This window comes from Pectobacterium colocasium (assembly GCF_020181655.1).
GTDB lineage: Bacteria > Pseudomonadota > Gammaproteobacteria > Enterobacterales > Enterobacteriaceae > Pectobacterium > Pectobacterium colocasium.
Window position 1 is genome coordinate 3,159,072 of record NZ_CP084032.1, and the last position, 21,984, is coordinate 3,181,055.

Sequence of the window (21,984 nt, forward strand, 5' to 3'; positions counted from 1 at the left end):
CGTTTTTCTTAAGACGACGTAGAATTTGCCGCTTTCCGCCCTTCCCACTGCATGAGCAAACTCAGCGCCGCAGGCAGCGCAAGCAGTGTCAGCAGCGTCGCCACCATCAACCCGCCGATAATCGCGTACGCCATCGGCCCCCAAAACACCTGATGTGCAATCGGGATCATGCCAAGAATTGCCGCCAGCGCGGTCAAGACTATCGGCCGTGAACGATGCTGGGCGGCATTCACAATCGCCTCTGTCGCGGGCTGCCCGTTTTTCACGTTCAGATCGACTTCGCCAATCAGAATAACCGCATTACGAATAATCATGCCCGCCAACGCAATCGCCCCCAGCAGCGCCACAAACCCCATCGGTGTGCCGGTCGGCAACATGGCGGCAACAATACCGATCAGGCCAAACGGCGCGGTCAGAAATGCCAATACCATGCGAGAAATGCGCTGTAACTGAATCATCAATAGCACCAGCATGACCAACAGCGTCACTGGCAACACCGCATATACGGAACTATTGCCTTTATCAGACTCGGCCGCCACGCCACCTTCTGTGATGTGGTACCCCTCGGGTAACGTGGTACGATAGCGTTCAATCTCAGGCGCCAGTTTTTCAGATAGCGCAGGAGCCCGCACGCCCGATGCCACATCCATTTGTACCGTAATGAACGGCTCGCGCTGACGCCGCCAGATAATCGGATCGTCGACACCATACGCCACGGTAGCGATTTGCTCCAGCGGGACGGAGCGCCCATCCGCGACCGGTATTTGCAGATTAGCGATCGTCGCGACGTCTCTGCGTTCCTGCGGCGTGCCGCGCACGACCACATCCACCAGCCGATTACCATCGCGCACCGACGTCAGCGTAGAACCGGAAAATATCGCCGCCAACATGCTGGATACATCCTGCGAACTGATGCCAACGGCGCGGGCTTCCGTCTGATTGAGCACCACGTTCACCGTGCGCTCCGGTTGGCCCGAGGTCAGATTCACCTCACGAACATCAGCCTGATTCCCCACCAAGCTAGCCAGACCTTGCGCAATATCACGGACGCGGTGAATATCCGGCCCGGCGACTCGATATTTAAGTGGCCAGCCCACTGGCGGCCCCAGCTCCAGTGCGGACACACGTGCCACAATATTGCTAAAATCGCGCTCAAGCACCTGATTCAACCGTGCGGCCAATGCGTCCCTCGCCTCCAGACTTTTTGCCACCACCACTAGTTGCGCAATATTTTCGTGGCTCAACAGCACATCCATCGGGAGATAAAAACGTACCGCGCCCGACCCAACATAGGTGGAAAAGTGGTCAACATCGGGATCGTCTTTCAGCATGGCTTCCAGCCGTTTCGCCTGCGTTTCCGTCGCGGCCTGTGAAGCGTTCGCCGGCAGCGTCAGACTGACCAGCAGTTCCGGTCTGTCCGAAGCGGGAAAAAATTCGCCTTGCAGCCGGGTAGCGCCAAACAAGGCGACCACCAGCAACAGCACTGCGATGAGTAACGTCATTCCCCGGTTTGCCAGCGCTTGTTGCAGCCACTGGCGATAAAGACGACCAACCCGCCCCGGTTCGTTATGCTGGTGACGAAACGTTTTTGGCAACAACCAGACGCCGAGCAAGGGCGAAAAGAGAATGGCCACGATCCAGGAACTCAGCAAGGAGATAAGCACGACGACAAAAAGTGAAAAGCAGTATTCGCCCGCGCTTGATGAGGCAAACCCCACCGGGATAAACCCGGCAATCATCACCAGCGTCCCCGTCAGCATGGGGAAGGCCGTGCTTTCATAGGCCCAGGCCGCCGCCCGCTTGCGATCCCAGCCCTCTTCCAGTCGCGACACCATCGCCTCCACGGTAATCATGGCGTCATCAACCAACAACCCCAGCGAAATAATCAACGCCCCGAGCGAGATACGCTGTAAGCCAATACCGGTTATCTCCATACCAATAAAGGTCATCGCAAGCACAATCGGGATGGATGCAGCAACGACCAATCCGGCACGGCTGCCAAGAGAGACGAACGATACCGCCAGTACAATCGCAACAGCTTCCAGCAGCACTTTGATGAATCCGCCGACTGCCCCTTTCACCACTTCCGATTGATCGGCCACGCGCGTCATTTCAATCCCATGCGGAAGCTGCGTTGCAATCACGTTCATTTTATCGCGAATGGCCTGACCGAAATTGAGCATGTTGCCAGTCGGAGCCATGGAGATTGCCAGCCCAATCGCTTTCTCACCATTCACCCGAAACGTTGGCGACGGTGGTTCTGCCGTTTCACGGTGAATCGTAGCGATATCAACCAGCGGGACAAATTTCCCGCCGATGCGCAATGTAATCTGGCGCAAGCTTTGCTCGGAGGTGAACGCCCCGCTAACGCGCACGGCAATCTTCTCATCTTCAGTGCGAATAATACCGGCAGGCGTGACCGCATTCTGCGCTTTCAGTGAATCAATAACCTGCTGCGCATCAATCCCTAATCCGGCAAGACGTCGGGGAGAAAACGTCACCACGATCTGTTCTTCTTCCACGCCCAGCATGTCGACCTTGCCAACATCCGGCACGCTCAATAACGCAGCGCGAATATCCTCGACACGATCGCGCAGCTCTCGCGGCGAAAACCCTTCGGCGGTAAAGCCATAAATCGTACCAAACGTATCATCAAATTCGTCATTAACAGACGGCGGGCTGACGCCATCAGGGAGCGAACTGGCGATGTCCGTCATTTTCTTACGCACCGTATACCAGATATTCGGTACGGCAGATGGCGGCGTGTCATCACGCAGGTTAACGAAAACCACCGATTCCCCAGCTCGGGTGTAGCTCTCGACATAATCGAGATACGGCGTTTCCTGTAATTTTTTCTCCAGCTTATCAGTAACGAAATTGACCGTATCATTCACCGTGGCGCCCGGCCAGGCGGCAGACACCACTGCGGACTTAATGGTAAATGCCGGATCTTCGTTGCGAGGCAAACGTTGGTAGCTCATCACGCCTGCCGCCATAATCACCAGCATCATAAACGCGACCAGTTGCTGATGCGCCAGTGCCCAGGCGGACAGGTTAAAGCGGGCGCGAGTGGGTTGTTGTTCCTGTGACATCAGCGACGCTCCTCCTCATCCAGCCGAATTTTCTCATCTGGCCGTAATTTACTGACGCCAGCGGTCACCACGCGATCGCCTTGTTTCAGCCCCTCGGAGATGAAAATCGTCGTGTCGCTATAGCGCGCCACGGTAACCGGCCGCAAACGAACCGTCTGCGTTGCCGTGTCTACGACATAGACCGCAGGCTGCTCCCTCTGTCGCGTAAGGGCAGAGGCAGGCAGTTCAATGACGGCCGTGTCAGACTGCTGTATTGCACCCTTCACACTTGCTCCCAGTACCATCGCAGCGGGTGGCGAAGTTAACGTGACTCTCACTCTGAAAGTACGCGTAACGGGATCGGCCTGTGGGCTGATATCCCGCACTCGCCCTTCAGCCTGAACGCTCGGATCCGACAGCAATGAAACACGAATAACGCGCGAGGAAAGTGACTGATTAACCAGCCGTTCCGGTACATCAAACACCGCATCGCGCCCGTCGAGGGAGGCCAGTTTCACCACCTCTTGTCCGGCACTCACCACCTGGCCGGGGTTCGCGCTGACAGTAGTGATGACGCCGTCCTGTGTGGCCGTGAGTTGCGTATAGCCGAAGCGTTCCTGCGCGCCTTTCACCGTTGCCTGCGCACTTTCACGGCGGGAAACCGCCGCGTCCCAATTTGCCTGCGCTTCATCAAGCTGCACGCGTGCAATCGCTCCGCCCGGAGCCAGTGCCTTCATGCGGGAAAAATTGCTTTTCGCCAGCCGTTCCGCCGAAATTGCGCTGGCTAAATCCGCCTGTGCACTACGCAACTGGTTTTCACTGTCGCGTGCATCAAGCGTCGCAATAACATCGCCACGCTTTACCGACGCGCCCACATCCACCAGACGATTAAGGATGCGACCATCCAGTCGAAAACCTAACGCCGTTTCTTCATAAGGACGAACTTCCCCTGTCAACGTCACCGGTTCCCGACTCATCGCCGGCATGACCACCAACGTTTTTACCGGCCTGACGGACGGTGACACAGGCACATCATCAGCGCTGTCACAGCCGCTAAGTAACACGGCCGACAGCAGACAGAAAGCAAAACGGCTGACCATCATTACATCCTCTCACTTACCAGATAACATCAGAACGAATACAGAACGGCCAGCGTGGCGCCGGTATCATTACGCCGTTCAACAACTTGACTATCCGCAACCTTGTCAGTAAGCCAGGTTGAGGTCACCGCCACGTTAGTTGACCACACAGGGCTAAATTGATGCGTCCAGTTTGCCCCCAGCGCATAGCCGTAAACGCCTTTACCAGCATGATAAACTGCCAACCCGGAGCGGATACTCTGCTGCTGCGTCACGCCATAGTAGGTTTGGTTAAAGCGAGCATCCCCCATCAACACGTCCGCCGACAATGCCAGCACATCGTCTTGTGCCGCGGACTGCCATACCGTGCTCTTTGCCCCGACGCGGTAGTGATTTCCCCTTTTTGTCTCACTCAGCGCAAACTCGCCGCTCGCTTCCAGCGCTAGCCACGGCGCAAACTGATACCCCGCCGTTACGGTGGTGGTTACCGATCCTTTAACCTTGCCCATTCCTTTCAGTCGGTTTGAGCCTGCACGCCACTGGCTGTTTTTATCATCCCTTCCCATGTCGTAACCGATGGCGTGATCGAGATAAAAACCGGAAGGCGACTGGTATTGCCAGCCAATACCATGCGTAGAATCGAAATAAAGCGCGCCGCGCTGAATGGTCAGCACAGGCAGGGCCGTAGTCTGACGATCTTTACTCCCTCGGTAACGCGGCGCATTTTGAGCGGCAGCGCCCACGGTCACATCCGTGTGGTCGCCGAAAATCGAGGGCGATGATGTTTCCAATTCCGCAGCCAATGCGGTGCCAGATAGCACGATAGCGGGCAGGCTAGTAGATAAAATCATTCTTGTTATGTTCATACATCCCCTCTTTGACGCGATAATCTTTTACCATGGTGTTCCCTGGTGGGTGCAAGCTAATTGGTGTTAGCTTTTATGCACCGTGGCGGATTATGCTGATGCTTAGTCAAGAAACGTTTTGTGGTTTTTTAAGATTTCATCAAGAGGGTGCGATGGCAGAAAAACGGGTGTTAATTATTGAAGACGACATGGATGCCGCTAGCGTGCTCGAGGCTTATCTGCGGCGCGATGGCTATCAGGTTGCTATCGCGCCTGATGGACAAAAAGGTCTGCACATGGCGCTGACCAGTAAACCCGATTTGATTTTGCTGGACGTAATGCTACCGAAGATGAATGGTTCAGAGGTGCTATCCGCCCTGCGTCAGCGCAGTAATATTCCGGTGATTATGGTCACGGCTATCGGCGACGAGCCGGAAAGGATTGGCGCACTGCGCTACGGTGCGGATGATTATGTCGTCAAACCTTATAACCCACAGGAGGTGGTAGCACGGGTGCAGGCCGTACTGCGACGAACGGGCTATGCGGTCCGCGAAGAGGCGATCCTGACATTCGAAAATCTCTCGGTTGATCCCACCTCCGTGACGGCAAGCATCGCGCTATCGCCATCCGAATCTGTGGTTCTCGATCTGACTCCCACTGAATTTAATATTCTGGTGACGTTGCTCAAAGCGCCAAACCGCGCCTTTACGCGGAACGAATTACTGGAAGCCAGCCTGCCGGAAAGCGACGCGCTGGAACGAGTGGTGGACACGCACGTCCACAATCTCAGGAAAAAGCTCAACCAGCACAACATCATCAATGTGCTCGTTACCGTCCGCTCCGTCGGCTATCGATTCCGGTGAACCTGATGAAAAAATCGATCTTTCTGTCAGAAAACATGTCGCTGTGGCGCTGGCTGTGTTTCCGTATTATTTCACTGCTGCTCGCCACCATACTGATTATTGCGGCCCTCATGTGGCTGCGCTTCGCCATCAACAATGTCTACATCGAACAGCAAATGCCGGACGAGGTACGGACGGAGTTTCAACAGTTAAGTAAACAGGAAGATTACGGTAATCTTCGCTACCAGCAGATTATCAATCAGTATTATGGCCCGGATTTCTTCGTGCCTAACATTGCCAACACCGACTGGCTGGTGCTCGCGATCATGATTCTGATCGCCTTACCTACCGTCGTCGTCGTGCTTCTGTGGCGGGCGCGGCCGCTGTCACAGCAATTTTCCAATATAGCCAGCGCCGCACGTGACGTCGCTCAGGGAAAATTTGATACTCGCACGCAGCTTGTCGAACAGGCGCCGATGGAGCTAGTCACGCTGGCAGACGATTTTAATAACATGACCGCGCAGTTGGAGCGCTACGAACGGGAACTGCGCGAATCCAGCGCGGCGCTGGCCCACGAACTGCGTACGCCGTTAAATGCGGCGATGGGCCGCGTTCAAGGCATGCTCGATGACGTTTTCCCGCGTGATAAAACCCAACTGACAATGGTCATCAAACAGCTTGAACAGCTCAATCATGTGATTCAGGATCTGCACTTCCTGTCGCTCGCCAGAGCCGGGCAGTTGCAACTGGTTCAGACCCCTTTCTACTTCGACGAACTCATTACCGAGCGACTGACTTGGTATCGACCTCAGCTAGAGCAGGCCGGATTTCAAACGCAGACGCATATTGAACAACACGACTTTTGCCTTGCCGACCGCGAACGGTTAGGACAGGTGTTCTCGATTTTGATCGAGAACGCATTAAGCTATGCCAGCGATGGCCGCTATCTGGCGATTGAGGTACGTGAAACAACGCTGCGTGAAAACGCGCCGTGCTGGCAGATTACCGTTTCCGATCGCGGGCCGGGGATTGAGCCTGAATCGCTGCCCCTGCTTTTTGACCGCTTCTGGCGTGCCGAACATTCGCGCGGACGGCACTCCGGCGGCAGCGGGCTGGGGCTATCCATCGCCTCCGCCATTATCACCGCACATGGTGGCACTATTTATGCAGAACGCGGCAAAAACGGCGGACTTATCATCATAATGACGCTGCCTCGTCGTACCTGAAAGAACAGTGCCTGACAGAACGGGGGATTATGCGTAATTGCTCATAATTAAAAAGCATAGCGAAATTATTGCTATGCCCTGCCGCAGGGGAAAACACCGAAAATAGCGGCAACGTTCACCAGCTCCGTGGCAAAAGAAATGGAGCAACCCCAGATGACGCGCCTTACCGCAAGGAAGACTATGCGCCAGAGTGATTTTTATCTCAATGAATCGTTATATTTATCTGGAATGAGATAAGACGAAAAGAACTAATTTCGCTATAAGTATTTCGCTACTCTGCATGAGCGAAATATATCGCCTCGATTAAAACTCAATCATCAAGGTAACTATAATGAAACGTTCACTTCACCAGGTAGTCATGGCGTTAACGCTGATTAGCGCCGCCTTCTTTAGTCAGGCTGCGGAAACGCAAACCTCAACCTGGCAGCACATCAAACAGACCGGTGAGTTACGCATCGGCGTGGCACAGGGTGAGCCGTGGTATTTTAAAAACCCGTCAACCGGAGAATGGGACGGCATTGGCTATAACATCGGCAAAGAACTGGCAAAAGACCTTGGGGTAAAATTGGTGACGGTGGAAACCACATGGGGCAACGCCATCGCCGCCTTACAAACCGGTCAGATCGATACCATGCTGGTGCTCGACCCAACGGAAGAGCGGAAAAAAGCGGTCGATTTTCCTGAACAACCTTTCTTTTGGTATGCACAAGGCGTGTTGATTCGCGATGGCATTACGGTGACCAACTGGGACGACCTCAATCGGGAAGATGTTAAAATCGGCGTCACGCTGGGTTCCAGCCCGGATCTGATTCTGACCAAACGTCTGCCAAAAGCGCAGTTGGTGCGTTTCCCGAATATGGATGAAGGCGTGGCGGCATTCTACGCGGGTCGGGTCGATGCGCTGTCCTATTTCCACCCTGCGCTGGCGCTGCAACAGGCTAAAGTCGGCAAAGGCAATTTGATTCTGCCGAAGCCGATTATCGAAGTCAGCACCAGCGGAGCAATCCGTAAAGAAGCTGATCAAACTTTCCATAACTTCCTGAATGACGAGTTTGCCAAGCTGTATCAATCCGGCAAGACGCAGCACTACTATGAGCAGGCGCTCAAATTGCGCGGCGTGGACGTCAGCAAAGTGCCATCGGTCATTAAAGAAGATTGGAAATAAGCTAAGCCGCTACCGTCCTGAACGGATTCAAGACATCTGCATTAGCGGGGTCAGCAGCGCGGCGACATCCTGACATTGCTCAAGTTCGGATAACGCCGCCGTTGCCTCCGCAACCTTTGCTGGGGCAAATCGGGACGAGAGATTCTCCGCAAATTTCGCCATAATGCGGCTTTCCGCTAGCGGGTTTTCGGCGCAGCCCAGCGGAAACGCGATGCGTTCACCGCTCACTACCTTTCCTCGCGTGACAACATCAACCTGCAACACTGGCCGACGTGCCTGCGCCATAAGCTGGTCAAGTTCAGGAGAAACCTCAACCTGAACCTTATCGGCCAGCGCCAGAAGTTCTGGGTTGGTTAAGGCGTCGTCCGCACTCCAGCGATGGCGCGGAATACGATAAGCCAGACACGCCAGCGCAAACGGCAGGCTAAACTGCGCGTCCGTCGCATTTTGCGGTCGCGTATCCATAAAGTCCGCGGCCAGCCGCTGGCTTCCCTTGACGCGAATCAGGTCAATGTCCTGCGGTGATAGCGCCAGATCATGCTGTACGCGCTCGAAGGATTCCAGTGCGGTATGTATCCAGCGACAGGCCGGATACGCTTTGAAGCTGGCGTGCTGGATGGCCCACTCCTCTCCTAGTCCAGCCAACAATGCCGTTTCATCAAAGCGATCAGACCCCATCATGCGCCAAAATCCCTGCTCGCCGGACAGCACATCTCTTGGCCCGATAATCCCGCCGCGATGGAGTTCTACCCCACGCACGCCCGATTCTGCCGCCGGGGCATTGTAATCCTTGAAAGACACCAGCGGCCGCTGCTGCCAGTTGTATTTGTGCAGGCTGGGCAACGGCGTCAGCGACGCCGCCAGACCGATGGCGTTCTCTAGTCCTTCCGCATCACACCCCGTCAGTAATCCGTAGGCCACTGCCGCTCCAATGGATTCATGCTGGCACACGCCGTAAACCTGCTGAAAACGCGCCGGACTCGGCTGCTGAGACTGAATGATCCGGCCATTAATTTCATACGCCGCAGCCAGCGCACAAATCAGCGTTTCGCCGTCGATCGGACGCGTTCCTCCTGCCGCTAGCGCGGCGGCAACCAGTGTGGCACCGGGGTGCCCCATGCCGCGCCCGGCAACCTCATAACCATCATCGTAATCCAGCGCATTGATCGCAGCCGCATTCAAAAATGCCGCGCCGATGGCGGCTAGCGGCGCTCCGCCATCCACTATTGGGCTGTTACCCGCCGCATAGTGCAGGCGGGTGACGCGTGCACAATCCCGTACCACCTGACTGTTTGCGCCTGCAATGCCGCAGCCCAGGCTGTCGATAAAATGCAGCACAATTTTTCGTCTTAATGCGGCGGGAATGTCCTGAATCGTCAACCGATGCGCAAAGGTCGCCAGACGCAGCGTCAGCGGTAATACGGCAGAGTGAGTCATCGAAAAATCATCATTGTTTATACATAAAAGGAATATTAGCACCACGTTTTATTATTTATTTATCATTTTTTCGACCTGCTAAGATGCATAGGTTCTAACAAAATAAGAAACGTATTTCCTAATTCACCCTAAATAATTCGAGTTTCAGGACAAAACGTTAGCGTTTTGAACAACGCAAGGCGTTGGCCCACAGGGCGAGGCCCACGACGGGCCGAGTATTTGAACGTAGCCAACGCACATGCAACTTGAAGTATGACGGGTATACGCACTTTTCAGGGGCGCTATATCTATGTCTTATCAGTGGGATTTTTCCGCCATCTGGCCTTACCATCAGCTACTGCTGGAAGGACTGTGGGGAACGATAAAGATCGGTGCCACCAGCATCCTGATCGGAATGGTGGCAGGCATGGTGCTCGCCGCGATGAAAATGTCACCGCGACGACTGTTGCGTCTACCTGCTGGGATATTGATTGGCTTTTACCGTAATACACCCGCGCTGGTGCATTTTTTCTGGATTTACTATGCCCTGCCCGTCATTACGCCGTTAACCTTTTCGCCTTTTACCGCCGCCGTGATCGCGTTGTCCGCACAGTCCGGTGCCTTCTATGCCGAAGTTTACCGTGGCGCGATCTCCTCTATTCACACGGGACAATGGGAAGGGGCTAAAGCGCTGGGCATGCCGAAATCAACGGCGCTACGTCGGGTTATTCTTCCGCAGGCATTACGCCGGATGATCCCGCCCTTTATTGAGCGCTCGTTTGAACTCATCAAATCCACGTCGCTGGCGTCATCTCTGGCCTACAGCGAGCTGCTTTATCAGGCCATGCAGATCAACAGCCAAACCTACCGACCATTGGAAGTCTACAGTCTGGTGGCGGTGATGTATTTCACCCTGCTGCTGCTGATTAGTCTGTTGAGTCAACATATTGAGAAACGGCTGTCGCTGGCAGACCGTCGGCTCACGTAAGGAACATCATGCACTATCAATGGGATTTCTCGCTGGTCTGGCAAAACCTTCCCGTGTTGCTAACAGGCCTTGGCGTCACGCTCGAACTCTGGCTGCTCGCGGGGGTACTGGGCACCGTACTGGGGCTGGTTCTCGGTCTGTTTCGCGTATTTGGCAAACGCTGGCTGTCGCTCCCTGCCAGGCTCTTTGTCGAAATCTTTCGCAACACGCCGGTGCTGATTCAGTTGATCTGGTTTTATTACGCCTTCCCGGTTTTGGTCGGTGTGCAGTTCAGCACTTTTGCCGCCGCCGCACTGGCTCTGACGCTCTATAGCGCCGCCTACTGTACGGAGATTTTCCGCGCGGGGCTGCAATCCATCGACCACGGGCAGTGGGAAGGGGCGAAAGCGCTGGGCATGCGGCAGGCGGTGATCCTGCGGCGCGTGGTGCTGCCGCAAGTGTTACGCAACATGCTGCCCGCCCTCACCAACCGAATGATCGAGCTGGCTAAGGTCACCTCACTGGCCTCCATACTGGCCGTCAACGAACTGATGTACCAAGGACGACTGCTGAGCAGCACCTATTATCGTCCGCTAGAAATTCTGACCGTGGTGGCGCTGCTGTATTTCGTTTTGATCTGGCCGGGGAGTTACCTCGCCGCACGGCTTGAGCGTCGTTTCCGTTCCACCCCCTAGTCTGACAGCACCACAGGATTGCTATGAGTGAAGATAACGTTCTGCGTGAAGATATAGACCTGAATGAGGATGTCGTCCTGAGCATTCGCGGCCTCCAGAAGCGCTTCGGTGCCGTTGAGGTATTGAAAGGTATCGATCTGGATGTACGACGCGGCGAAAAAATTGCCATCATCGGCGGCAGCGGGTCGGGAAAAAGCACCCTGCTGCGCTGTCTGAATTTCATGGAGATTCCCAGCGCGGGCACCATCGAACTGGATGGCGTCGTGTTGGGAAAAACCAACGCGCAAGGCCAGCGCGACTACCCGGAAAAGCAGCTGTGCGCCGTGCGTGAACGCGTCGGCATGGTGTTTCAGCAATTCAACCTGTTTCCCCATCTGACCGTGCTGGAGAATGTGCGTGAAGCGCTGGTGTCGGTGAAAAAAATGCCGCGCCATGATGCGAATGCCATCGCCAAAGCCCAGTTGGAAAAGGTTGGATTGAGCAACAAGCAAGACGCACGCCCCGCCAACCTGTCTGGCGGCCAGCAGCAGCGCGTGGCAATTGCCCGTGCGCTGGCCATGTCGCCGGAAATCATGCTGTTTGATGAGCCGACCTCATCACTGGACCCGGAACTGGTGGGGGAAGTGCTGCACACCATCCGCGACTTAGCGGACGAAGGACGCACATTGCTGCTGGTCACTCATGAACTGGGATTCGCCTACCACTTCGCCGACCGCGTCATCTTTATCGAGAATGGCGTGATCCATGAAATGGGCAGCGCCGAACAGGTGCTGAAAAACCCACAGCAACCGCGAACCCAGGCTTTTCTTGCCCGGTTTGCCGAGCGAGCCTTTTAATTCATCATTCACATTCAGGAACAGCAAAATGCAACCCACGTTATCCAGCCAAAGCAGTCAGGCCTACTTGCAGGATCCGCGTAATAACGACGTACAGGTGTATGTGAATGGGGAATTTGTTCATCGCGATAACGCGGTGGTGTCGATCTTTGATTCCGGCTATGTATGCGGCGACGGCGTATGGGAAGGATTACGTCTGGTTAACGGCCGCCTGATCGCGCTGGATGCCCATCTGGATCGCCTGTTCGACGGTGCCGCCGCAATCCAACTGGATATCTGCCACAGTCGGGAGGCGCTGATCGATATTCTCTACAAAACGCTCGCCGTCAACGGCATGACCGATGGCGCACATATTCGCCTGATGATTACCCGTGGGAAAAAACATACCCCGAATCAGGATCCCCGCTTTATTATCGGCGGCGCGACTATCGTGTGCGTGGCGGAGTATAAGGTCGTTGATACGGCAGCCAAAAAGCGCGGGCTGACGCTGTTTACCTCCACCTATCGCACCAGCACACCAGACGTCTTCGATCTGCGGCTGAATTCACACAGCCGGCTTAATCTTATTCAGGCGCTGTTACAGGCCTTACAGGCCGGTGCTGACGAAGCGCTGATGCTGGACCCGAACGGTTTTGTCGCCAGCTGTAACTCCACCAATTTTTTTATCGTCCGCCGCGGTGAACTGTGGACGTCGTCGGGCCGTTATTGCTTCAACGGGATTACTCGCCAGACCCTTATCAACCTCGCGCAGGCTAATGGACTTAAGGTCAGGACTCAGGATTTTACGCTGGCAGAAGCCCTCACCGCCGATGAAGCCTTTGTCACCGGCACGCTGGCAGGCATCACCCCGGTAAAAGCGCTGGATGGCCGCCCATTTAACGCCGAACACCGTCCGGTTACCGAACAGCTCAGCCGCTGGTATGAGGCGTACTTACATGCGCGCTAATAAAGATGCATCGTCGAGATAACGACGACGATGCAAGAGATATCCTGAAAGTCTGTGCTGCGTCGGGAATGCATTAGCTCAGACTTGCACTGGCTGTGTTTTGTGTTAGAACACGATTATTGGATAGTCGGTAATGAGCGAAGAGCGGACATCAAATTTGTAAAGGTATGGTTTGGAAGTGTTTTGACCAAAAATGGTAACTCGATAAAATTTTCTAGGAAGTTATTTTTAGAATTGACCAACCGTGTACCATACCTTAGCATTTTCTGATTTGATATTGGGTTTGATGGAATGGACTTGAGAGGCTCATATGAGCAATCTAACTGATTTGGCTAAACTTGTTTGCGGCAGTCGGTAAGTGTCAAGATAGTTGGCCCCCCCTCTTCCACCAGATACAGGTAAAACCAGCGCCCCTTTATGGTTGACGGAACCCATGTAATGTCCCATGTCCACACCTCATTCGGCCTGATCCTACCCACGTAATGTGGACACAGCCCTAAGCGAGGTTCTGGTTTTCAAACTGTTCCGGGCTGAGACCGCCACAGGCACTGTGGCGACGCCAGCGATTGTAATCGCACTCGATATAATTAAACACCGCCATTCGCATTATTTCCCGGCTGGCAAAGCACTCACCGTGGATACATTCCACTTTCAGTGAGTGGAAAAACTTTCAGCACAGGCATTATCGTAACAACATCCCTTTGCGCTCATGCTGCCTCGCAGATTATGGCTTTTCAGCATGGCCTGATAATCTGCTGAACAATACTGACTGCCACGGTCTGTGTGAACAATCACGTTCTGAGGCCGTTTTCGTCGCCACAGTGCCATGTGCAGGGCATTACAGGCCAACTCCGCCGTCATTCTCGATGACATCGACCAGCCGACAACGGCACGCGACCACAGGTCAATGACCACCGCCAGATACAGCCAGCCTTCATCCGTACGTAAGTACGTGATATCGCCTGCCCATTTTTGATTCGGGCCGCTGGCGATAAAGTCTTGCTTCAGCAGATTTTCAGACACGGGCAGGCCGTGCTCCCGGTAGCTGACCGGACTGAACTTTCGCGCGGCTTTTGCCCGCAGCCCCTGACGGCGCAGACTGGCAGCAATCGTTTTCACGTTATAGTCCGGTAGCTCATCAGCCAGTCGTGGGGCTCCGTACCACTGTCTGGCATGATTGAATGCCTTGCTGACGCGGCAGCATCGCAGACAAGTCGGAACCGCTGACGCGAGTTGACCTGATGACGGCGAGACCGCCAGACATACCAACCGCTGCGCGCGACTCTGAGCACCCGACACATGGCTTTGACGCTAAACTCAGCCCGATGCTTTTCTATAAAGACATACTTCATTTCAGGCGCTTCGCGAAGTATGTCGCGGCCTTTTGGAGAATGGCCAGCTCCTCGTCCCGCTCCGCCAGTTGGCGCTTGAGGCGGGCAATCTCTGCTGCCTGTGCACTTTCTCGCTCAGAGGACGTTGTCTGGCTCTGCTGCTTGCTACGCCAGTTATAAAGCTGGGATTCGTACAGACTGAGTTCACGAGCAGCGGCAGCCACACCGATACGCTCTGCAAGCTTCAGGGCTTCGTTGCGAAATTCAGGCGTATGTTGCTTACGTGGTTTTTTACTGGTTGATACGGCTTTTGTCATGTGAGCTACCTCTGGTAGAGAGTTTACTCACTTAGTCGCGTGTCCACTATTGGCGGGTAAGATCACTTGCGTTGTGGGAATACTTACAGGCGACGGTTTATGTCACGGTCATTTTTGCGATACGGGTTGGCATTTTGGTGCTATCGATACCGCTTTTTATCATGGTTGCTGTGACAGGGATCGTTGATGGTTTGGTTCGTCGGGATTTACGGCGCTACGGTGCTGGCTACGAATCCAGTTTTATCTATCATCATGCGAAGCGGTTTGTGAAGCCTGCTATGTATGGCCCCTGCATGCTGTATTTGTCCTGGCCAACTGCCGTGTGGCCGAATCTGTTGCTCTTACCCGCTGCGGTGTTGTTGGGCGTAATACTATCTGTAGTCACCGGAGCATTTAAGAAGTATCTATAAATAACATGTGGTAATTATTTTTATTTTAATTATTTTATTTAAACGGAAGTTTATATAGTGATAACTATATAACTTGTAACTATATGATATGGAATCAATGAGATATTTGTGTTTTTTACTTTTCATAAGCTAAGTAATGTTTTTTTACAAAATAAGTTATGCTTTTTAACATTGCATGCTGAAAATTAATCCGTATTATCACGTTTTCAATTCATCCATTTTAATGGAATCTATGGTTGCAGTTATCTGGCGATTGTAGGAAATACATGGAGAGTTTCATGAACGATTTACTACGTTTCACTTCTCGTATAAATATTTCTTCTCCCCCTATTTCAGATATAAGTTACCTTTTCAAATTACATTATGCTCATATATGTTCAATTCCATTTGAAAATATGAGTATGAAAGAAAATGCATCAAAGGGAAACAGCTATTTAACTATATCCGAAGCCATCTTAGGGAATAGGAGAGGAGGGATTTGTTTCGAATTTTCTGTTTTACTTAGACCTTTTCTAGAACATGTTGGATTTATATATAGATACCGATTGGCTAGATTGTTAACACCGATGTTGACCCCTGCAACCCACCAGATATTCATTATTTCAATAGAGGAGAAGGATTGGATATTTGACGTTGGTTATGGGGCTAAAGGCCCACGCGCGCCTTTACTTTTAGTTGATGGATATGAGCACCAACACTCTTTCCTTTCTTCCCGCGTAAGTAAATGCCGCAAGCATGGATGGACCGTTTCAGTGAAAGAAAATAGTAAACCGGATGCATCGTGGGAAGCTATTTATGCTTTTCATGATATTGAAACAACTATTGAAGATGTCGAGATGGCGTATTTCTATACTCTGTATTCATCAAAAAGTCTCCTCAACACGAATAATGTGGCAAGTATGCCAACGAAAAATGGGCGGATAAGTATACGTAACAACATTTTCACTGAGGTCGACGGGTTGTCTTCTTCTTCAAAAGAAATAGCAAACCGAGAAGAACTATCATTACTTCTTTCATCTCGATTTGGGATCAATATCGAATCCGAAAAATTACCCCATATGTGAGGAATGAATGGAAACTACTTATCTGGTTGTCCCTGGCTACACTAACTCTGGTCCTGAGCATTGGCAGTCTTACATGGAAAGGAAGTATACGAATGTTATCCGTGTCATACAGGATGATTGGAATAATCCTTGTCGCCAAACATGGGTCGAGCGTCTGGATCAGACCATAAAGAATACTACAGGTGACATCGTGCTAATCGGGCATAGTTGCGGCGCTGTTAGTGTAGCCCAATGGGTGGAATCTTACGATAGTGAGAAGGTCGTGTATGCAATTATGGTTGCGCTTGCTGACGTTGACGCTCAGGATGCTCTGGAGGATATTCGTCAGCAAAGGCCGTTACCTACCAAGAATCTTTCTATAACTTCTCTTTTGATTTGTAGCGATAACGATGAGCATCTTTCATTGCAACGAGCCCATGAGTTGGCCTCCGCATGGGGAAGTGAAATAAAAGTAATTCCTGGTGCTGGACATATTCATACAGCCGCAGGATACGGCGAATGGTTGACTGGGGAAAAACTAATTGAGGAATTTACAGGTAGGAAATTAATCAGCAAGGGAGAAAAAGAATAAAAATGTTAAAAGAAATAGAGAAATTTAGTCCTGCGGTTAGGAATTTCCTGATTGCGACTTTTTTAATGGGGTTGAGTAATGGCATGTTCGATGCTGTTTATAATTTCTATCTGGAAATTCGTGGGATTGATAAATCAGATACAGGACATATTTACGCCATTGCAATGATAATGATGGCCGCAGCAGTAGTGCCTTTGATTTATCTGAGTAAGAAAGTTTCTCAGAAAACACTTCTTATCTACTCTTCTTTCATTTATGCATTTCCTTTCATTTTACTCCCTTTCTTGACAACAATAACTGCGAGTGCATTGGCGTTGGGAGTGATCTTATCTGGCATGATTGCGTTGCTATCGCTCGGAAACTCATTGGTAGGATCAAATGTTGAATCTAGTAGCCGTACTGCGCTATTTAGCTGCTTCTTCATTTCTTATCTGGGAGCGGCCATGGTAGGATCGGTTATAGTTAGCCTAATAACTTATTATTCTCGTGTGGATAACCTAGTAAACTATCAATTTATTCTATTGGCATCTTTTTTTTCTGCCATATTGATGATTTATTTCCGTTTGAGATCTTTAGATGGAATTGTTGAGCCAGACAAAGAGGGAGTAAAAATTTCAGGGGGACGGGAAACAGAATGGTTCAATTTTTTTGTGCTTTTTGTTGCATCTTCCTTTCTTGGTGGTTCTATTACCTTGATATTTCGATTCATTAATATTGTATTCAATCTTGCGTATTCAATGAATGTCAGTGAAATCTCTCTTATAATGGGGGGGGACAAAATCATTAGTGTTGTTGGGGCAATTTTTGCGCCTTTGTTGGTTAAACGGTTTTCCCTTAAACCGACTGTCATTATCTCTGGAGTGCTAACATTCATATGCATCTATGCTCAGTCTCTCCATGTGTCAGTTGCGATTTTTATCGCTCTGTATTTCATCAGACTTTTACTTAATTATTGTCTGATGCCACTTCTTGATACGCTTGCTATTACGGGGTTCGCGAAAGAGAGAACACTATTATCGACAAGTATACGCCAACTTTCTTTCTATCTCGGGAGTGCTTTATCTGCCATCATTTATGGAAAATTTCTTGATAGTGGTCATTGGGAAAATGCCCTTGTAATTTCAGCTGTGCTTGCACTCACTGGTTCCATTTTTATGACCATGATTCGAGTTAAAAATAGCAATTAATAGTTACATGAACTGAGGCATAATTTATGAATACTAATGTAGTGATCCCTGATAGTGAGAACGTTGCGATAATGTTGAAAAAACTTTCCTTATTATGGAGAAATAGGGCAGCGGTCAATAACAAACATTCAGAATATTCAGACCTTGAGTTTGATGTATTAAAAAAAGACTTTAGTGAGTCACTTCTACCATTTCGTTTGCATGATGCATGGAAGGAGGCACCTGATGAGCTAAAAAATAGATGCCTCTCGTATGCATGGGGTATCTATAACCTGAAGACAATATACATTGAATGCGACATCGTAACGCCAGCATGTGAGGATATAATCAAGTCACCCCCTGTGAACGCTCCTAACCGGGCAGAGTTACAAGATGTTATGTGTGAAGCCCTTTTGGATGAAGCGCTTCACACACGTATGTCAATTATGGCCTGCAACTATATCTATGATAGGAGACGTATTGCTCCATTAAACCACACAAGTTTCAATCTGATTAGCTGGCGTCAGCAACTCTTGGCGGGTTGTAGTGCTGAGTGGCAGAGGCGGCTTAGCCGATTTGCCATTGCTTGTGCAAGTGAAACGTTGATAACTGACTATCTTAAAGTCATGGCGGAAGATGCCAGTATTCAAAAGATCTGTCACGAAGTAACGAGAATTCATGCAGAAGATGAATGGAGTCATGCTAGCGTATTTAGCTATGTTGCTTATGATATTGTGAGAGACCTCAGCCGTAGTGAAAGGAAATATCTGCGGGAGACCATGTTGAAGACTGCTGACTTATTTGCAGATAACGAACTTGGTGCATGGGAGAATGTGTTCAATATGGTTGAATTCCCGTATGCCAGAGAAATTATTGCTGAAAAAGACAGTTGCAATGAGATAAAAATCTATCTTGACTCGGCAGAAACCGTCATATCTAGAATTGGCTTGTAATATTATTTATGGACAATCTCTGATGAAGCTTATTTGTTCCGAATCCTATTTACTTACAACTAATACTAGACTGTTTCGTCTTAACCTTGTCGAGAACACTTCCGTAATTGATGCTGATCTAAGTCCTGGTAAATATTTAGTTTTCAAATTTTCGGATGTAGATAATTCATCCCAATATCGATGCTATACACTAGTCTCAGTTAGTGATGAACAATGCTACGATATTATAGTCGAGAATAAAGGGACTGCCAGTGTTTCATCTAGGATAACGGAACTCTGTTTGATTGGAAAGGAAATGGAAGTTGTCGGTGTTGGTGGGAACATCACTTTTGATACCATTAAAAATAGTAATCACCTGCTAATGATTGCGGGGGGGATAGGCATCACACTTCCACTATCACTGATTAGAGAATATTATAGATATTATGGAGAGGAAAACACTGGACATACGGTAACACTCGTATTGAGTTTTAACGAACTAGTCGCTATTCCGTACTTAAATGAGCTTATTGATCTATACAGGCGTTGTAGTTGGTTCAACTTGCATATTCATGTCACACGCAGTCCGTTATACAGAGTTGATGAAATCATTCGTTATGGAAGAATAGATCTACGGAAAATTAATTTTTCCTATGAACCCGATAAAGTTGTTATTTGCGGGAGTATTCAATTTGCTGCTGCCATAGGAGAATCAGTACGGTTGATTTTTCCTATGGCAAAGGTCGAAACAGAATCATTTACTTCCTCAACGGCCTTAGAATTAGGAGAGGAAAAAACGGAAGAACAATCATATATGGTTATATCCGGTAGAGATCTGTTCCGACAGGTGAGCGTAAACAGAAAAAAGACTGTACTGGAGAACCTGATTTTACATCAGGTTCCTATTAGAAGTATGTGTCGATCGGGGATATGTGGAAGTTGTAAATTCCGGCTGAATAGTGGAGAGGTTAAAAGCGAACCTGATTTTTGTCTTTCCGTAACAGAACGAGATAACGGTATTCGTCTTGCATGCTGTTCTTATCCATCGAGCGATATCGCTAGTATAGAAATCATTTGAAAAATATTTTTAAATAAGGATGTATCAGTGAAGAGTAAATATGTTCTGGTAGTTGACCCTTTTTCAAGTGGCGCAGTGTTCGCGAATAGAATTAAAGCACTCTATGGATATGAGACTATTGCTCTGATAACAAATAGTCATCTTCCCGAAGCTGTTATGGCAACCTTCAAGAAGGAAGACTATGCACAGGTTTTTTATTATAAATCACTGAATGTCACTGTGGCTGAAATCGAGAGTTATTTAACACAAGCGCCTGACTTTATCATCTGTGGTTCTGAACCCGGAGTCTCTGTATTTGATTTACTGTGTGATAAATGGGATCGTATGCCTAATATATTGTCACTTTCGGCAGCGCGCCGCGATAAATATCTGATGCAGAAACAGCTCAAATTGGAAGGTATCAGATATATTCCGCATTTTAAATCGGGGGATTTTAACTGCATATTACAGTGGTGCAGTGATAATCCTTTCACTGAGTATGTGGTTAAACCTATTCGCTCATTCGGAACAGAAGGTGTTTTCTTTTGTAAAAGCGTTGATGAAATAAAAAAGGCTTATGATAGCTTAATCGGTACTTTAGACTACTCCGGTAACCGCAATAGTGAACTGCTCATAGAACAGAAAATCGAAGGGATCGAGTATGTTGTTGACGCAGTAAGCAATGAGGGTAAGCATTTCATCGTAAATATATTCAGATATATAAAAGAACAGGTAGATGGAGTGCCTATTTACCGACAGATGATTACTGAATCTGTAACTGAACATTCGGCTCTCGTTAACTATGTCAAACAGGTCCTGACCTCACTCGGGATCGTTAACGGCAGCTCCCACAATGAAGTCATAATGTCCTCAGATGGCCCCGTATTGGTTGAGTCAGGAGCAAGAATGCATGGTGGGCTTGGGCCCCGTCTCGTGAATGAATGTAATTCACATTCCCTTGTTGACCTTGGTTTGATGGCTCGCATTTCTTCTTCAGATTTTAGAAGGCAAACCATGAATGCTCCGACATTGAAGAAATATGCCGTTGAATATTTTCTCAGTTCGCCCTCTTCAGGAATGGTAAAAGATGTGTGCATAGAGGATATGTGTTCACCATTATCAAGCTACGGATTTACAGTATGTAAAGTTAAGTCTGGCGATCATATAGAGAAAACTACCGATCTTGTCACATCGTATGGCCGTGTTGTGCTGTTCAGTACGGATTTGGCAATTCTTGAACGAGACGCAGCGGCTATAGTTGAAATGGAGAGAAATAGTAGATTAATCATACTCGAAAGCTAAACATCGGTTATCTGGCTATTTTATCGCCATATCTCAAGTGAATAAGGAGGAAATATTCCTCCTTATTCTAACAAATGGTGTAGTCGCACACTAAATTTTCACCATCCCATAAACAGTTTCCTGCTGTGCTTATCCCCCTGTTACGTCAGTCTTTCTCCTCGCCGTTATGCGCTACAGGAGAAGAGAGATGTGCCGATTTATTGGGCTGAGTGTACTGCTGGCTTCGGTTTGCGTAGTTCAGGCCCATGCTTCCGAAAAAGATGAACTTGCACTGGTTATGCGTCAGCTTGACCAGGTTCAGGCTGGATTAGATCGTGCCCGGGTGGTTGCCAATCAGAATGGTCAGGATGCGGTAAGTGTCAAGATAGTTGGCACCCCCGGTTGATTTAGGCTGCCTGTTTTTCCCGTTCTGGATTCAGCATTACCTTCCCTACCTGATGCCAGTTCTGTGTTCTGCCAGACCAGCGTTCAGGCCGTTGCGATTTTGCCTTTTTGTACACCTCATCCCGATTTTTCAGCAACACACCGTCTTCTCCACGATGTCGCTGACCCGGCGTCACATACCTGATGCCGCTATGTCTGTGCGTTTCGTTATACCACTGCGTAAAATCTTCTACCCATTCACGTGCCTCATCCAATGTATCGAACCCCGATGACGGCCACTGCGGGATATATTTCAGTGTCCTGAACAGCGACTCCACATACGCGTTGTCGTTACTGACTCCTGATCTAGCCCCCTGAAACAC

General features: G+C 50.0%; 17 protein-coding genes and 5 pseudogenes. 16 read left to right on the forward strand and 6 right to left on the reverse strand.

The window, feature by feature from the left end:
* Positions 1-8: 8 nt before the first annotated feature.
* The 3 genes from LCF41_RS14355 to LCF41_RS14365 are packed head-to-tail and all read right to left on the reverse strand — an operon-like array spanning position 9 to position 5,016.
* Positions 9-3,092, reverse strand: coding sequence for an efflux RND transporter permease subunit (locus LCF41_RS14355; protein WP_225085180.1), 3,084 nt, complete (start codon positions 3,090-3,092; stop codon positions 9-11).
* A complete protein-coding gene (locus LCF41_RS14360) occupies positions 3,092-4,174 on the reverse strand; it encodes an efflux RND transporter periplasmic adaptor subunit (RefSeq protein WP_225085181.1) in 1,083 nt (360 codons plus the stop codon). Before LCF41_RS14360 ends, LCF41_RS14355 begins: the two co-directional genes overlap by 1 nt.
* A gap of 26 nt (positions 4,175-4,200) precedes the next feature.
* Positions 4,201-5,016, reverse strand: coding sequence for a MipA/OmpV family protein (locus LCF41_RS14365; RefSeq protein WP_225085182.1), 816 nt, complete (start codon positions 5,014-5,016; stop codon positions 4,201-4,203).
* Between the two features lie 152 nt (positions 5,017-5,168).
* Between LCF41_RS14365 and LCF41_RS14370 the strand changes: the two genes are divergently transcribed.
* The 3 genes from LCF41_RS14370 (at position 5,169) to LCF41_RS14380 (ending at position 8,228) form a co-directional block, all read left to right on the forward strand.
* Positions 5,169-5,858 carry a response regulator transcription factor gene (locus LCF41_RS14370; protein WP_225085183.1) on the forward strand — a complete coding sequence of 230 codons (690 nt, stop codon included), beginning with the start codon at positions 5,169-5,171 and terminating at the stop codon, positions 5,856-5,858.
* Between the two features lie 5 nt (positions 5,859-5,863).
* On the forward strand, positions 5,864-7,063 hold the full coding sequence (locus LCF41_RS14375; protein ID WP_225085184.1) for a sensor histidine kinase: 1,200 nt from the start codon (positions 5,864-5,866) through the stop codon (positions 7,061-7,063).
* Between the two features lie 331 nt (positions 7,064-7,394).
* Positions 7,395-8,228, forward strand: coding sequence for a transporter substrate-binding domain-containing protein (locus LCF41_RS14380; protein ID WP_225085185.1), 834 nt, complete (start codon positions 7,395-7,397; stop codon positions 8,226-8,228).
* 27 nt (positions 8,229-8,255) lie between these two features.
* Here LCF41_RS14380 and LCF41_RS14385 read toward each other — a convergent pair whose 3' ends face one another.
* Positions 8,256-9,665 (reverse strand): MmgE/PrpD family protein, encoded by a 1,410-nt coding sequence (locus LCF41_RS14385; RefSeq protein WP_225085186.1) that lies wholly within the window; start codon positions 9,663-9,665, stop codon positions 8,256-8,258.
* A gap of 289 nt (positions 9,666-9,954) precedes the next feature.
* Here LCF41_RS14385 and LCF41_RS14390 point away from each other — a divergent pair, with 289 nt between their 5' ends.
* Genes LCF41_RS14390 through LCF41_RS14405 form a run of 4 tightly spaced genes read left to right on the forward strand, consistent with a single transcriptional unit; the run spans position 9,955 to position 13,088 of the window.
* Positions 9,955-10,632 (forward strand): amino acid ABC transporter permease, encoded by a 678-nt coding sequence (locus LCF41_RS14390; RefSeq protein WP_225085187.1) that lies wholly within the window; start codon positions 9,955-9,957, stop codon positions 10,630-10,632.
* Between the two features lie 8 nt (positions 10,633-10,640).
* Positions 10,641-11,306 carry an amino acid ABC transporter permease gene (locus LCF41_RS14395; protein ID WP_225085188.1) on the forward strand — a complete coding sequence of 222 codons (666 nt, stop codon included), beginning with the start codon at positions 10,641-10,643 and terminating at the stop codon, positions 11,304-11,306.
* Positions 11,307-11,329: 23 nt separating this feature from the next.
* A complete protein-coding gene (locus tag LCF41_RS14400; protein WP_225085189.1) occupies positions 11,330-12,142 on the forward strand; it encodes an amino acid ABC transporter ATP-binding protein in 813 nt (270 codons plus the stop codon).
* 28 nt (positions 12,143-12,170) lie between these two features.
* The gene (locus LCF41_RS14405; RefSeq protein ID WP_225085190.1) at positions 12,171-13,088 is read left to right on the forward strand and encodes an aminotransferase class IV; all 918 of its coding nucleotides are present in this window, start codon (positions 12,171-12,173) and stop codon (positions 13,086-13,088) included.
* 496 nt (positions 13,089-13,584) lie between these two features.
* Here LCF41_RS14405 and LCF41_RS14410 read toward each other — a convergent pair.
* Positions 13,585-14,736, reverse strand: a pseudogene (locus tag LCF41_RS14410) (IS3 family transposase).
* A gap of 68 nt (positions 14,737-14,804) precedes the next feature.
* Between LCF41_RS14410 and LCF41_RS14415 the strand changes: the two are divergent.
* The 9 genes and pseudogenes from LCF41_RS14415 to LCF41_RS14450 all read left to right on the forward strand — a co-directional run.
* A pseudogene (locus tag LCF41_RS14415) lies at positions 14,805-15,146 on the forward strand (TIGR03747 family integrating conjugative element membrane protein); the annotation flags it as partial.
* A 278-nt stretch (positions 15,147-15,424) separates the two neighbouring features.
* On the forward strand, positions 15,425-16,210 hold the full coding sequence (locus LCF41_RS14420; protein WP_225085191.1) for an arylamine N-acetyltransferase family protein: 786 nt from the start codon (positions 15,425-15,427) through the stop codon (positions 16,208-16,210).
* Positions 16,211-16,217: 7 nt separating this feature from the next.
* Positions 16,218-16,781: an RBBP9/YdeN family alpha/beta hydrolase gene (locus LCF41_RS14425; RefSeq protein WP_225085192.1), complete on the forward strand. Its 564-nt coding sequence runs from the start codon at positions 16,218-16,220 to the stop codon at positions 16,779-16,781.
* A 2-nt stretch (positions 16,782-16,783) separates the two neighbouring features.
* Positions 16,784-17,968 (forward strand): MFS transporter, encoded by a 1,185-nt coding sequence (locus LCF41_RS14430; protein WP_225085193.1) that lies wholly within the window; start codon positions 16,784-16,786, stop codon positions 17,966-17,968.
* Positions 17,969-17,994: 26 nt separating this feature from the next.
* Positions 17,995-18,900 (forward strand): diiron oxygenase, encoded by a 906-nt coding sequence (locus LCF41_RS14435; protein ID WP_225085194.1) that lies wholly within the window; start codon positions 17,995-17,997, stop codon positions 18,898-18,900.
* Positions 18,901-18,922: 22 nt separating this feature from the next.
* A pseudogene (locus LCF41_RS22450) lies at positions 18,923-19,168 on the forward strand (FAD-binding oxidoreductase); the annotation flags it as partial.
* A 27-nt stretch (positions 19,169-19,195) separates the two neighbouring features.
* Positions 19,196-19,957: a flavin reductase family protein gene (locus LCF41_RS14440; protein ID WP_225085195.1), complete on the forward strand. Its 762-nt coding sequence runs from the start codon at positions 19,196-19,198 to the stop codon at positions 19,955-19,957.
* Positions 19,958-19,984: 27 nt separating this feature from the next.
* Complete coding sequence (locus tag LCF41_RS14445) at positions 19,985-21,238, forward strand: ATP-grasp domain-containing protein (protein WP_225085196.1); 1,254 nt, start codon at positions 19,985-19,987, stop codon at positions 21,236-21,238.
* A 187-nt stretch (positions 21,239-21,425) separates the two neighbouring features.
* Positions 21,426-21,590 (forward strand): annotated as a pseudogene (locus LCF41_RS14450) (RAQPRD family integrative conjugative element protein); the annotation flags it as partial.
* A gap of 34 nt (positions 21,591-21,624) precedes the next feature.
* On the opposite strand, the pseudogene LCF41_RS14455 reads toward LCF41_RS14450, so the two are convergent.
* Positions 21,625-21,969 (reverse strand): annotated as a pseudogene (locus tag LCF41_RS14455) (integrase core domain-containing protein); the annotation flags it as partial.
* Positions 21,970-21,984 lie beyond the last annotated feature (15 nt).

Coding starts and splice junctions, on each gene's coding strand:
- LCF41_RS14365 (WP_225085182.1), bottom strand. CDS start 5,016: ATGAACATAACAAGAATGATTTTATCTACTAGCCTGCCCGCTATCGTG.
- LCF41_RS14355 (WP_225085180.1), bottom strand. CDS start 3,092: ATGTCACAGGAACAACAACCCACTCGCGCCCGCTTTAACCTGTCCGCC.
- LCF41_RS14435 (WP_225085194.1), top strand. CDS start 17,995: ATGAATACTAATGTAGTGATCCCTGATAGTGAGAACGTTGCGATAATG.
- LCF41_RS14380 (WP_225085185.1), top strand. CDS start 7,395: ATGAAACGTTCACTTCACCAGGTAGTCATGGCGTTAACGCTGATTAGC.
- LCF41_RS14440 (WP_225085195.1), top strand. CDS start 19,196: ATGGAAGTTGTCGGTGTTGGTGGGAACATCACTTTTGATACCATTAAA.
- LCF41_RS14405 (WP_225085190.1), top strand. CDS start 12,171: ATGCAACCCACGTTATCCAGCCAAAGCAGTCAGGCCTACTTGCAGGAT.
- LCF41_RS14385 (WP_225085186.1), bottom strand. CDS start 9,665: ATGACTCACTCTGCCGTATTACCGCTGACGCTGCGTCTGGCGACCTTT.
- LCF41_RS14390 (WP_225085187.1), top strand. CDS start 9,955: ATGTCTTATCAGTGGGATTTTTCCGCCATCTGGCCTTACCATCAGCTA.
- LCF41_RS14360 (WP_225085181.1), bottom strand. CDS start 4,174: ATGATGGTCAGCCGTTTTGCTTTCTGTCTGCTGTCGGCCGTGTTACTT.
- LCF41_RS14400 (WP_225085189.1), top strand. CDS start 11,330: ATGAGTGAAGATAACGTTCTGCGTGAAGATATAGACCTGAATGAGGAT.
- LCF41_RS14375 (WP_225085184.1), top strand. CDS start 5,864: ATGAAAAAATCGATCTTTCTGTCAGAAAACATGTCGCTGTGGCGCTGG.
- LCF41_RS14395 (WP_225085188.1), top strand. CDS start 10,641: ATGCACTATCAATGGGATTTCTCGCTGGTCTGGCAAAACCTTCCCGTG.
- LCF41_RS14370 (WP_225085183.1), top strand. CDS start 5,169: ATGGCAGAAAAACGGGTGTTAATTATTGAAGACGACATGGATGCCGCT.
- LCF41_RS14430 (WP_225085193.1), top strand. CDS start 16,784: ATGTTAAAAGAAATAGAGAAATTTAGTCCTGCGGTTAGGAATTTCCTG.
- LCF41_RS14420 (WP_225085191.1), top strand. CDS start 15,425: ATGAACGATTTACTACGTTTCACTTCTCGTATAAATATTTCTTCTCCC.
- LCF41_RS14425 (WP_225085192.1), top strand. CDS start 16,218: ATGGAAACTACTTATCTGGTTGTCCCTGGCTACACTAACTCTGGTCCT.